This is a genomic window from Mycobacterium sp. GA-2829, assembly GCF_001499965.1.
Classification (GTDB): Bacteria; Actinomycetota; Actinomycetes; order Mycobacteriales; family Mycobacteriaceae; genus Mycobacterium.
In genome coordinates this window covers 47,537-60,001 of record NZ_LQIT01000012.1, presented here as the reverse complement: position 1 = coordinate 60,001, position 12,465 = coordinate 47,537, and the positions used below count along the sequence as shown (strand labels likewise).

The 12,465-nt window shown below is 67.8% G+C and carries 12 protein-coding genes; 8 read left to right on the top strand and 4 right to left on the bottom strand.

Annotated features, from left to right (window positions below):
* Window position 1: 1 nt before the first annotated feature.
* Complete coding sequence (locus tag AU194_RS08745) at window positions 2–1,123, top strand: nitronate monooxygenase family protein (protein WP_059088839.1); 1,122 nt, start codon at window positions 2–4, stop codon at window positions 1,121–1,123.
* A 41-nt stretch (window positions 1,124–1,164) separates the two neighbouring features.
* Here AU194_RS08745 and AU194_RS32175 read toward each other — a convergent pair whose 3' ends face one another.
* Entirely contained in the window at window positions 1,165–1,392 is a 228-nt protein-coding gene (locus tag AU194_RS32175; RefSeq protein WP_197417558.1) for a hypothetical protein, read from the bottom strand.
* A gap of 464 nt (window positions 1,393–1,856) precedes the next feature.
* On the opposite strand from AU194_RS32175, the gene AU194_RS08740 reads away from it, so the two are divergent.
* Window positions 1,857–2,702, top strand: a complete 846-nt coding sequence (locus AU194_RS08740; RefSeq protein WP_059089052.1) for an SMP-30/gluconolactonase/LRE family protein — start codon at window positions 1,857–1,859, stop codon at window positions 2,700–2,702.
* 61 nt (window positions 2,703–2,763) lie between these two features.
* Window positions 2,764–4,185 carry a glucose-6-phosphate dehydrogenase gene (locus AU194_RS08735; RefSeq protein ID WP_059088838.1) on the top strand — a complete coding sequence of 474 codons (1,422 nt, stop codon included), beginning with the start codon at window positions 2,764–2,766 and terminating at the stop codon, window positions 4,183–4,185.
* A gap of 12 nt (window positions 4,186–4,197) precedes the next feature.
* Here the strand turns inward: AU194_RS08735 and fadD17 are convergent, their stop codons facing one another.
* From fadD17 to AU194_RS08720, 3 genes are read right to left on the bottom strand one after another with little or no spacing between them, the layout of a single operon-like run.
* A complete protein-coding gene (gene fadD17 / locus AU194_RS08730) occupies window positions 4,198–5,706 on the bottom strand; it encodes a long-chain-fatty-acid--CoA ligase FadD17 (protein WP_059089051.1) in 1,509 nt (502 codons plus the stop codon).
* Between the two features lie 2 nt (window positions 5,707–5,708).
* Window positions 5,709–6,806, bottom strand: a complete 1,098-nt coding sequence (locus tag AU194_RS08725; RefSeq protein ID WP_059088837.1) for an acyl-CoA dehydrogenase family protein — start codon at window positions 6,804–6,806, stop codon at window positions 5,709–5,711.
* Window positions 6,807–6,814: 8 nt separating this feature from the next.
* Window positions 6,815–7,993: an acyl-CoA dehydrogenase family protein gene (locus tag AU194_RS08720; protein WP_059088836.1), complete on the bottom strand. Its 1,179-nt coding sequence runs from the start codon at window positions 7,991–7,993 to the stop codon at window positions 6,815–6,817.
* A gap of 179 nt (window positions 7,994–8,172) precedes the next feature.
* On the opposite strand from AU194_RS08720, the gene AU194_RS08715 reads away from it, so the two are divergent.
* The 5 genes from AU194_RS08715 (at window position 8,173) to AU194_RS08695 (ending at window position 12,414) form a co-directional block, all read left to right on the top strand.
* A complete protein-coding gene (locus AU194_RS08715) occupies window positions 8,173–8,364 on the top strand; it encodes a ferredoxin (protein WP_059088835.1) in 192 nt (63 codons plus the stop codon).
* A 13-nt stretch (window positions 8,365–8,377) separates the two neighbouring features.
* The gene (locus AU194_RS08710; protein WP_059088834.1) at window positions 8,378–9,301 is read left to right on the top strand and encodes a 3-oxoacyl-ACP reductase; all 924 of its coding nucleotides are present in this window, start codon (window positions 8,378–8,380) and stop codon (window positions 9,299–9,301) included.
* Window positions 9,302–9,563: 262 nt separating this feature from the next.
* Window positions 9,564–10,328 carry an ABC transporter permease gene (locus AU194_RS08705; RefSeq protein WP_059088833.1) on the top strand — a complete coding sequence of 255 codons (765 nt, stop codon included), beginning with the start codon at window positions 9,564–9,566 and terminating at the stop codon, window positions 10,326–10,328.
* Between the two features lie 34 nt (window positions 10,329–10,362).
* Window positions 10,363–11,205 (top strand): ABC transporter permease, encoded by an 843-nt coding sequence (locus AU194_RS08700; RefSeq protein WP_059088832.1) that lies wholly within the window; start codon window positions 10,363–10,365, stop codon window positions 11,203–11,205.
* 6 nt (window positions 11,206–11,211) lie between these two features.
* Window positions 11,212–12,414 (top strand): MCE family protein, encoded by a 1,203-nt coding sequence (locus AU194_RS08695; protein ID WP_059088831.1) that lies wholly within the window; start codon window positions 11,212–11,214, stop codon window positions 12,412–12,414.
* The last annotated feature ends 51 nt before the right edge of the window (window positions 12,415–12,465 follow it).

The window sequence follows — 12,465 nt, the reverse complement described above, 5'->3', positions numbered from 1 at the left end:
AATGCGTACCGAACTGTGTGACCGCTTCGGCATCGAGTATCCGATCTTCGTCTTCACACCGTCGGAGAAGGTGGCCGCGGCCGTCACCCGCGCCGGCGGGATGGGCGTGCTCGGCTGCGTGCGGTTCAACGACGCCGACGACCTCGAGAACGTCCTGCAGTGGATGGACGAGAACACCGATGGCAAGCCATACGGCGTCGACGTCGTGATGCCGGCGAAGATCCCCACCGAGGGCACCGCCGTCGACATCAACAAGCTGATCCCGCAGAGCCACCGCGAATTCGTGGACAAGACGCTCGCCGACCTCGGCGTCCCGCCGCTGCCGGAGGACGAGGCGCGCAACGAAGGCGTGCTGGGCTGGCTGCACTCGGTGGCGCGCTCGCACGTGGAGGTGGCGCTCAAGCACCCGATCAAGTTGATCGCGAACGCCTTGGGCTCCCCGCCGAAGGACGTGATCGAGCAGGTGCACGAGGCGGGCGTCCCCGTGGCGGCGTTGGCCGGAAGCGCCAAACATGCGCAGCGGCATGTCGACAACGGCGTCGACATCGTCGTTGCCCAGGGCCATGAGGCCGGTGGGCACACAGGTGAGATCGGCTCGATGGTGCTGTGGCCGGAGATCGTCGATGCGATCGACGGCAGGGCGCCGGTGCTGGCCGCCGGGGGTATCGGCACCGGACGTCAGGTCGCCGCGGCGCTGGCGCTCGGAGCATCCGGGGTCTGGATGGGCTCGGCGTTCCTGACGTCCGCGGAATACGATCTGGGACACCGCAAACCGAGCGGGGTGTCGACGATCCAGGAGGCGATGCTGCGCGCGACGTCCAGCGACACCGTGCGGCGGCGGATCTACACGGGTAAGCCGGCCCGCCTGCTCAAGACCAAGTGGACTGAGGCGTGGGACGCTCCCGACGCACCCGAACCGCTGCCGATGCCGCTGCAGAACATCCTCGTCAGCGAGGCGCATCAGCGGATGAACGAATCGGACAATCCGGACACGGTGTCGATGCCGGTGGGTCAGATCGTCGGACGGATGAACGAGATCCGGCCGGTTGCCGACATCATCGCCGAACTGGTGTCCGGATTCGACGAGGCCTCGAAGCGGTTGGACGGCATCCGCGAGGGCTGATCAGCCGCCCAAGACGGCTACTTTTTCGGATCCGTGAGCGGTTACCCGCCCGTGCCGACGCAGACGCCACCGGCGCAGGCGCCGGCCCCACCGGGCCCGGCTTCGGCACCGGCACCTGGCACACCGGCGGAGGCGCCGCCCGGTCCGGCTTCGGCGCCGGCACCCGGTACGCCCGCAGTGGCGCCGCCCGGTCCGGCGCCCGCGCCCGGCGCCCCGGTACCGGCAGGCGGCGCCGCGGGCGTGGTGGCGGCTGTGGTCTCCGTGGTCACGCTGGTCGTCGGAGTCGTACTCGAGGTCGACTCGTCCGAACCGCTGTCGTCTCCGCCGCATGCCACGGTCAGCGTGGCGACCGCGAGCCCGGCGGCTATCCCTGCGGCAACACGGACACGACGTGAAAACTGACGTTGGGCCATTCGCCACTTCTCCATTCATGGTCGACTCGTTGCTCGGCAACGATTACTGAGCCCTCCTACCCATTAGGTCGTCTTCTCAAGCGAGCCGGTGTGGACGCTCGTCGCCGTCGAGACGTGTCCGCAAATGCGTCCTTGCGCGCCGGACCTACACCAGGGTTGCGATCCGCGGCGTGGCCGCGCGATTCACAACCGTGGTGTAGGGCACGGGCACAGCGTGCACGGGGCGAGTACCGGTGATGCGGGCTTACCGCCGTACCCCTGCGGTATCGCCGACCCGGACGATGGTTAGCAATACCGAATCACGGGGACACCGTATGACCATGACGGTCGATCGCCTCACCGACTCGATCGCTGCGCACGGCGAAGGGCCGGTGTGGTCCCCTTCGTGGGGTGGGCTTCGATGGGTCGACATGACCGCGGGGGACATTCTGGCGTTCGCTGACGACGGTTCGGTCACCCGGACGCATGTCGACACGATTGTCGCAGCGGTGCGGCCCCGGCACGGCGGCGGAGCCGTCATCGCCGTCGAGCGTGGCTTTCTGCTCGAGGAGCCGGACGGCACGACGGTAGCGTTACCGCCGCTGTGGAACGATCCGGGTGTTCGGATGAACGAAGGCGGGTGCGCCCCGGATGGCGCGTTCTACTGCGGCTCGATGGCTTACGACCAGCAAACCGGCGCGGCGAACCTCTACCGGCTCGCCCCTGACCACACCGTCAGCGTCGCCGTCCCCGGGGTCACCGTGTCCAACGGACTGGACTGGTCGCCGGACGGCACACTGGCCTACTACAACGACACCGACACCCACCGCATCGACGTCTTCTCGTGGAGTGCTGATCTCGGCCTGCATGATCGACGACCCTTCGTCGAGATCCCGGACGACGGCAAGCCCGACGGGCTCACCGTCGACGCCGAAGGTGGAGTGTGGACGGCGCTGTACGACGGCGGTGCCGTGCATCGCTACACCCCGGACGGTCGTCTCGACGCGGTGATCACGCTCCCGACGCCCAAGGTCACCGCATGCACCTTCGGTGGAGACGACCTCGGCACCCTGTTCATCACGACCACGCGCGAGAATCTGCAACCCGGTGAGGACCCACTTGCCGGGTCACTGTTCAGTACCCGCCCGGGTGTCACAGGGCAGCCCGTGCGGAGCTACGCCGGGTGATCGCATCGATGTCGCTCCTACGTTGCGATTGGTGTACGGAGGGCGGGGTAGACATCGGCGCATGATGCCCGAGCGCGGTGACCACGCAGCGCCTCGGCAGACGCTTTTGATCTTGGGCGCGAGCGGCGACCTGACCGCGCGGCTGCTGTTGCCCGGCTTGGGGGCGCTGCTGTCGGCCGGCGGCGCGGAGGGCCTGCAGCTGATCGGCAGCGGGCTGGACGACTGGGACGACGATCGTTGGTGCGCCCGGATCGCCGAGTCCTTCGCGACGGAGAGCGCCAGCGGACCGCATGTCGAAGCCGTCGTCTCGACCGCGCGTTATCGGAGATCGGATGTGACCGACGCGGACGAACTGCGGGCACTGCTGGCCTCCTGCCGGGGACAGATCATCGTCTACTTCGCACTGCCACCCGCCATCACCGAGAAGGTGTGCCACGTGCTGGCCCGCATCGGAGTGCCGGAAGGCATCCAACTGGCGATCGAGAAGCCGTTCGGCAGCGACGTCGCCGGCGCCGCCGCTCTGAACAAGCTGCTGACCGACCTGGTGCCGGAGGACCATGTTCACCGGATCGACCACTTCGTCGCCATGGCGACGGTCCTCAACATCATCGGCGTGCGGTTCGCCAACCGGATGATCGAGCCCCTGCTCAACAGCGAGCACGTGAGTAGTGTCGACGTGGTCTACGACGAATCCCTGGCGCTGGAGGGGCGGGCCGACTTCTACGACGCCACCGGCGCAATGGTCGACATGATCCAGAGCCACTTACTCGAGGTGATGTCGCTGTTCGCGATGGAGCCGCCGGCCACCCTGCAGGCCGACGATGTCCGCACGGGCAAGGCGCAGGTGCTGCGCGCGACGCGGATCTGGAACGACGATCCGGTCGCCTTCAGTCGCCGCGCGCGTTACACCGCGGGCGAGGTCGATGGGCGCAGGGTGCCCTCCTACGTCGACGAGGAGGGCGTCGACGGTTCTCGCGGCACCGAGACGTTCGCCGAATTGGTGCTGGCCGTCGACACGTGGCGCTGGGCCGGCGTCCCGTTCCGGGTGCGCTCGGGCAAGGCGCTGGGCTCGCCGCGCACCGAGGTCACGGTCACCTTCAAGGCGCCGCCGCTGGTTCCGGCGGGCATGGGTGGCTGGGTCCAGCCCAACCGGCTGCATCTCGGAATCTCCTTGACGCGCAACGTTTTAGGGGCGGATCTGAACATCAACGGATCGGGTGATCCGTTCTCCGTCGACCCGGTGAGCTTGGCTGCCGACTTCCCACCCGGCGCGCTGCCTGCATACGGCCAAGTGCTCAAGGGCGTCCTCGAGGGCTCTCCTCCACTGTCGGTGCGCGGCGATATGGCCGTGCAGTGTTGGCGAATCATCGATCCGGTGCGCAAGGCGTGGCTCGAGAACCGGGTACCGCTGCAGGAGTACCAGGCGGGTGGCACCGGTCCTACCGGTTGGCCGCTGACCGGACTGCCTGGGGGCGACTCCTGATTCGACGTCCGATCACCGAGCTCGGTGGATCTCGAACACCGGATCGGCGCACGACGTGCCTTCGGCGGACAGGTGCCGCTTGACCACCTTGAAGGTCTCGGTGCGCGGCAACTCCTCGGCGATCCGCACGAATGACGGCCACTGTTTGGGGCCGAGATCGGACTGTTCGGCCAGGAACGTCGCGAACTTCTCGACGTCGAACTCGCGGCCCGGTGTCAGCACCAGCGCCGCCATCACCCGATCGCCCACCGCCGGGTCCGGGATCGGGTACACCGCGACCTCGACGACATCGTTGTGGCGCAGCAGGATTCGCTCGATCGGCGCGGTGCCGAGGTTCTCCCCGTCCACCCGCATCCAATCGCCGAGGCGTCCCGCGAAGTAGATGAAGCCGTCCTCGTCGCTGTAGGCGAGGTCCCCGCTGTGGTAGACACCGCCGGCCATCCGCTCGGCCTCGGCCGCGGCGTCGTTGTAGTAGCCGCGGAACTGCCCGCGCCCGTTGGGGTTGACCAGTTCACCCACCTGCCCGGGTGCGCACCGCTCGCCGGTCTCCACATCCACGATCGCGATGTCGGCGGTCAGCGGCCCCAGAGAACCCTCCGGGGTGTCGGGCGTCCTGACGATCGCGACGCCACCCTCGGTCGATCCGAATCCGTCGACGACGGTCACGCCGAACCGCCGCGCGAACCGCTCGAGGTCACGGGGCGCACCCTCGTTGCCGTACATGATCTTCAGCGGGTTGTCCGCATCGTCGTCGCGGGGCGGTGTCGCGAGGATGTACGACAACGGTTTGCCGACGTAGTTCGCGTACGTCGCGCCGTACCGGCGGACATCCGGAGTGAACTGCGACGCCGAGAACTTCCGGCGCAGCGCGAGCGACGCGCCCGCCGCCACCCCCACCGACCAGCCGGCCATCACGGCGTTGGAGTGGAACAACGGCATCGACAGATAACAGGTGTCCGACGGGCCGAGGCCGAACCGGTCGGCCAGCATCCGTCCCGGCACCGCCACCTTCTCGTGGGTCACCCGCACCGCCTTGGGCTCACCGCTCGTACCCGAGGTGAAGATCAGCATGAACAGGTCGTCCGGCGCCGGACTCCCGAACTCGACCGGGGTGTCGGCGTGCGCGGCCAACTCCGCTCGCCACGACGCGGATTCGACGTCGATGAACTCCACCCCGTCGGGCAACTGGGTGCCGTCGTCGGTGAGCACCAACTGGCAGTCGGCGCGCTCTATGTCGCGGACCAGCGCCTGTCCGCGCCGGGTCGGGTTCAGGCCGACCGGCACCAGACCGGCGAGCGCCGCGGCCACCAGCACGCTGGAGAAGAACGGGGTGTTGCCCAGCAGCACCCCCACGTGTGGCGGCTTGTCGGGATCCAGCCGCACGCGCAGAACCGCCGCGATCGCCGCCGCGGACCGGATGTGCTCACGCCAGCTGACGAACTCCCCGTCGGCATGGATCCCGCGGTCGTCGACATCGACCAACGGCCGCAACAGATTCGCGACCGTGGGTCCTGCGCCCACGGTCACACCGGGGTGTCGGCCAGTTCGCGACCGATGCGCAGCAGCTGTCCGGTCGCGGTCCCGATCGCGAACTCGGTCTGCTTGGCGGCCAGGAAATACCGGTGGATCGGATGATCGGTGTCGATGCCGACACCACCGTGGATGTGCACCGCGGTGTGGGCGACACGGTGCCCGGCCTCGGCCGCCCAGAACGCCGCGCTCGACACGTCGATGTCGGCGAGCAGACCCTCCGAGATGCGCCACGCCGCCTGGGTGAGCGTGAGGCGCAGCCCCTTGATGTCGATGTAGCCGTCGGCCAGCCGCTGCGAGACCGCTTGGAAGCTGCCGATCGGACGTTCGAACTGCTCGCGCTCACGGGCATACGTCGCGGTCAACTCCAACGCCCGCTCCAGGACGCCGAGTTGGAACGCCGCCCGACCCAGCCCATGACGAGAGATCAACCACGCCAGCACATCCGCGCCGCCCACCACCCGTGCGGCGTCGACCTCGACACCGGACAGCTCGAGGTGTCCGACGCTGCCGTGGCCCGTGGTGTCGAGGGTGTCCACCGCGACGCCGGCATCGTCGGCGGCGATCAGGAAGACCTGCACGCCGTCGTCGGATTCGGCGGGTACCAGGAACGCATCGGCCACCGGGCCGAACGGAACGAGCGTGCGCGCACCCGTCAATCGGTAACCGGCATCTGACGACGACGCCTGCACCGGACCCTGACCCATCTCGCCGTCCAGCGCGATCGTCAACACCTTCTCGCCGCGAACCGCGGGCGCTGCCCAATCCCGCTGCAGCGCATCGGCGCCGAACGCCGCGAGCGCTCCGGCGCCCAGGACCACCGACTCCAGATACGGCACCGCGGACAGTTGGCGACCCAGCGCCACCAGCACCGCGACCTCCTCCAGCACGCCGAACCCGCCGCCGCCCACCGCTTCCGGTGCAGTCGTCGACAGCACGTCGGCGTCGATCAAATTGCGCCACAGGTCGCGGTCGAACCGGTGCTCGAATCCGTCGAGCTCACGCTGGTGTTCGGGTGTGCACACCGACTCGGTGATGGTGCGCACCAGCCCGCCGAGGTCGCTCGCGGCTTCGGTCGAATTGAAGTCCATGGTGCTCCTTACCGGTTGACCCGGGGCAGGCCGAGGGCGACCATGCCGATGATGTCGCGCTGGATCTCGTTGGTGCCGCCGCCGAACGTCAGGATCAGGCACGAGCGGTGCATACGTTCGACGCGGCCACGCAGCAGCGCGCCGGGGGAGCCGGGGCGCAACGTGGCCGCGGTGCCCAGCACCTCCATCAGCAGCCGGTAGGCCTCGGTCGCCAGTTCGGTGCCGAACACCTTGGCCGCCGACGCATCGGCCGGCGACGGGGCGGCCTCGGTCGAGGCGAGCTCCCAGTTGATCAGCTTGAGCACCTCGGCCTTGGCGTGCACCCGGGCGAGGTTGAGCTGCACCCACTCGGAGTCGATCACGCGCCTGCCGTGGACGTCCTTGGTGTGCTGCGCCCACTCCCGGACCCCGTCGAGGGCGACGAAGATCGGCTGCGCCGACACCAGCGCGACGCGCTCGTGGTTGAGCTGGTTGGTGACCAGCTTCCAGCCGGCGTTCTCCTCGCCGACGAGGTTGGACACCGGCACCCGCACGTCCTGGTAGTAGGTCGCGCTGGTATCCACACCCGACATCGTGTGCACCGGCGTCCAGGAGAACCCGTCGGCGGTGGTCGGCACGATCAGCATCGAGATGCCGCGGTGCTTCTTGGCTTCGGGATTCGTCCGGACCGCCAGCCACACGTAGTCGGCGTAGGCGATCAACGACGTCCACATCTTCTGGCCGTTGATGACGTACTCGTCGCCGTCGCGCACCGCAGTGGTGCGCAGCGACGCAAGGTCGGTGCCCGCACCCGGTTCGGAGTAGCCGATCGAGAAGTGCAGATCGCCCGAGGCGATCTTGGGCAGGAAGAAGTTCTTCTGCTCCTCGGTGCCGAACGCCATGATCGTCGGCGCGACGCTGTTGATGGTCAGGAACGGCACCGGCACGTTCGCGATGGCGGCCTCGTCGTTGAAGATCAAGCCGTCCATCGGCGGGCGGGCCTGACCGCCGAACTCCTTGGGCCACGACAGCGTCAGCCAGCCGTCCTTGCCCATCTGCGCGACAGTCTCGCGGTAGACGTTGCCGCGGCCCATCTCACCGTCGTTGCTCGCGAGCGCCTCGGCGCGCTCGGGGGTCATGAGTTTGGTGAAGTACGACCGCAATTCGCGGCGCAGCTCCTCCTGCTCGGGGGTGTAGCCGATTCGCATCCGCGTCCTCACTGTGCCGCTTCCGGGGCGGCCGCATGGGCCCCTCCCGCTCCACCCGGTTGTAACACGTTCTAGTCTTGGGGTCCAGACCGATGTCGTGCACACGCCGTCACAACGGGTCGTATTCTGACCCCGACGTTCTGGCGGGCCGTCCGCACAGCTGTCTCGAGGAGGTTGTCATGAGAGTGGAAGTCGACCGGGATCGCTGCGAGGGCAACGCCGTCTGCGTGGGAATTGCGCCGGACCTGTTCGATCTGGACGACGACGACTACGCCGTCGTCAAACACGACCCGGTACCCGCAGAGATGGAAGGCGTGGCCGAGCAGTCGATCGCCGAGTGCCCGCGCGCCGCGCTGAATCGCAGAGACTAGAGGTATTCATAAAGTGACGACTCCCAGTAACGACCTGACCGATCTCTCCGGCCGCGTCGCGGTGGTCACGGGTGCCGCCGCCGGGCTCGGGCGCGCCGAGGCGATCGGCCTGGCCGCCGCAGGCGCGACCGTGGTGGTCAACGACATGCCCGGCGCGCTGGACGCCTCCGACGTACTCGACGAGATCGCCGCGGCGGGGTCGAAGGGAGTCGCGGTCGCCGGTGACATCAGTGCGCGATCGACCGCCGACGAGCTCGTGCAGACCGCCGACGGGCTCGGCGGGCTGAGCGTCGTCGTCAACAACGCGGGCATCACCCGCGACCGCATCCTGTTCAACATGTCCGACGAGGAGTGGGACGCGGTGATCGCGGTCCACCTGCGCGGGCATTTCCTGCTGACCCGCAACGCCGCCACGTACTGGCGCGCCAAGGCGAAGGCCGGCGACGGGACGGTCTACGGGCGCATCGTCAACACCTCGTCGGAGGCGGGCCTGTCGGGCCCGGTGGGCCAACCCAACTACGGGGCCGCCAAGGCGGGCATCACCGCGCTGACCCTCTCGGCGGCCCGGGCGCTGGAGCGGTTCGGCGTGCGCGCCAATGCGATCGCACCCCGCGCCAGGACCGCGATGACCGCGGGCGTCTTCGGCGACGCCCCGGAGGTCGCGGACGGCCACGTCGACCCGCTGTCGACCGACCACGTCGTCACGCTGGTCAGGTTCCTGGCATCCCCCGCGAGCGAAGCCGTCAACGGACAGCTGTTCATCGTCTACGGTCCGAAGGTGACGTTGGTGGCGGCACCCGTCGCGGAGGCCCACTTCGCGGCGGACGCCGAGGCGTGGGACCTGGCGGACCTGAGCGACACACTGCGGGGGTACTTTGCTGACCGTGACCCAGAGCGTGGTTTCTCGGCCACCGCGCTGATGGACTCCCGAGACTGACGGTCTCGGTCCACGGTGCCCGGATGGGGGGTAGAACACGTTACAGAATGGCGTGGGTCACACTGGCCCTGACCAGTGCGAATAGGGTAGTGATGACGGAATTTGTCCGTCTTTGACACTGCGAACGTGTTCTAGTTAGTATGATCCGGCTCACTGAGCGAGTCGTCCGAACCAGGGGTGGGAAAGCCGTCCCGGCGAAAATTCACCGAATCTTCGCCGTGACCGGAGTTCGCAACACCCCGCCCCCAGAACGGAGCCGAGGTTGATCGAACAGCTCGCGGCGCCGGCCCGGGCGGTCGGCGGTTTCGTCGAGATGTCCATCGACACTTTCGTCAAGACCTTCCGACGTCCCTTTCAGTTCCGGGAGTTCCTCGACCAGACGTGGATGATCGCGCGGGTCTCGCTGATCCCGACCCTGCTGGTCGCGATCCCGTTCACGGTGCTCGTCGCCTTCACGCTCAACATCCTGCTGCGTGAGATCGGCGCCGCCGACCTGTCGGGCGCTGGCACGGCCTTCGGCACCATCACCCAGCTCGGCCCGGTGGTCACCGTGCTCGTCGTCGCCGGCGCCGGTGCGACCGCGATCTGCGCGGACCTCGGCGCCCGCACCATCCGCGAAGAGATCGACGCGATGCGCGTGCTCGGCATCGACCCGATCCAGCGCCTGGTGGTCCCGCGCGTGCTGGCCTCGACATTCGTGGCGCTGCTGCTCAACGGCCTGGTCTGCGCGATCGGCCTGGCAGGCGGCTACGTCTTCTCGGTTTTCCTGCAGGGCGTGAACCCCGGCGCGTTCATCAACGGGCTGACCGTGCTCACCGGGCTCGGCGAACTCGTGCTCGCCGAGATCAAGGCGCTGCTGTTCGGCGTGGTCGCCGGGCTGGTCGGTTGCTACCGCGGGCTGACCGTGCAGGGCGGCCCGAAGGGCGTCGGCATCGCGGTCAACGAGACCGTGGTTTACGCCTTCATCTGTCTGTTCGTGATCAACGTGATCATGACCGCCGTCGGCGTCCGGGTGCTGGTGCGGTAGCAATCATGGGCCTTCTCGCGAATAAGACGACATCATGAGTTTCGACGCCACAGTTCGATTCCGCCGCGCCTTCCGCTGGGTGCCCGGCGCGGTGGACACCGTGGGGGAGCAGGCGCTCTTCTACGGCGAGACCATGCGCTACGTCCCCAACGCGCTGACCCGGTACCGCAAGGAGACGATCCGGCTCATCGCCGAGATGACGATGGGTGCGGGCGCGCTGGTGATGATCGGCGGCACTGTCGGTGTTGCGGCGTTCCTGACGCTGGCCTCCGGTGGCGTCATCGCCGTCCAGGGTTATTCGTCGCTGGGCAACATCGGCATCGAGGCGCTGACCGGGTTCCTGTCGGCGTTCCTCAACGTCCGCATCGTCGCCCCGGTCATCGCGGGCATCGCGCTGGCCGCCACCATCGGCGCGGGCACCACCGCCCAGCTGGGCGCCATGCGCGTCGCCGAGGAGATCGACGCCGTCGAGTCGATGGCCGTGCACTCGGTGTCCTACCTGGTGTCGACGCGGTTGATGGCCGGGCTGATCACGATCATCCCGCTGTACTCGCTGTCGGTGCTCGCGGCGTTCTTCGCCGCCCGGTTCACGACGGTGTTCATCAACGGTCAGTCGGGCGGCCTGTACGACCACTACTTCAACACGTTCCTGGTGCCCAGCGATCTGTTGTGGTCGTTCCTCCAGGCCATCGTCATGTCCGTCGCGGTCATGCTCGTGCACACCTACTACGGCTACAACGCCTCCGGCGGTCCGGTCGGCGTGGGCATCGCGGTCGGTCAGGCCGTGCGGACCTCGCTGATCGTGGTCGTCACCATCACCCTGTTCATCTCGCTCGCCGTCTACGGCGCGTCCGGCAACTTCAACCTGTCGGGGTAGGGCGAGATGGCCGACATCGACAAGAAGCGCAGCCACGTACGCATCGCCGCGGCGATCCTGGCCGCGATCGTGGTGGCCGCAGCCGTCTTCACCTACCTCTCCTACACCGCGGCGTTCACCCCGACCGACACCGTGACGGTCATGTCGCCGCGCGCCGGGCTGGTGATGGAGACCGACGCGAAGGTGAAGTACCGGGGCATCCAGGTCGGCAAGGTCAAATCGATCGATTACGCGGGCGATCAGGCGAAGTTGACGCTGGCGATCCAACGCGACGACATGCGTTACATCCCCTCGAACGCCACTGTGCGCATCGCCGGCACCACCGTGTTCGGCGCCAAATCTGTTGAATTCGTCCCTCCGGCCAAGGCGCAGCAGACCTCCCTGCGCCCGGGCGCCGAAGTGCAGGCTGCCGACGTCCAGCTCGAAGTCAACACGCTGTTCCAGACGTTGTCCGACGTGCTGGGCAAGATCGACCCGGTGAACCTCAACGCCACGCTCAGTGCACTCGGCGAGGGTCTGCGCGGAAACGGCGACGACCTGGGTGCGGCGCTGTCGGGTCTCAATTACTACCTGCAGCAGCTCAACCCGAAGTTGCCGACCCTGCAGGAGGACTTCCGCAAGACCGGCGAGGTGGCCAACATCTACGCCGACGCGGCTCCGGACCTGGTGCGCGTGCTCGACAACGCGCCGACGATCAGCAACACGATCGTCGACCAGCAGGACAATCTGAACGCCACGCTGCTGGCCGCGACGGGTCTGGCCAACAACGGAACCGCGACGTTCCAGCCCGCCGCCGACAACTACATCGCCGCGATCCAGCGACTGCGGGCGCCGCTGAAGGTGGCCGGTGAGTACTCGCCGGAGATCGGCTGCATCCTCAAGGGCACGGCCCAGGCAGTCGACCGGTTCGCCCCGATCATCGGTGGCATCCGGCCCGGCCTGTTCGTGTCATCGAACTTCCTGCCCGGCGCGCCCGCGTACACCTATCCGGAGAGCCTGCCGATCGTGAACGCGACCGGCGGCCCCAATTGCCGTGGCCTGCCAGATGTCCCGAGCAAGCAGTACGGCGGATCGTGGTATCACACCCCGTTCCTGGTCACCGACAACGCCTACGTGCCGTACCAGCCGAACACCGAGTTGCAGTTCGACGCACCGTCGACGATTCAGTTCCTGTTCAACGGGGCGTTCGCAGAACGGGACGATTTCTGATGAGCCGGTTGCCTCGCGATGAGCGCTCGCGCGAAGAGCCATGGCAGAAGA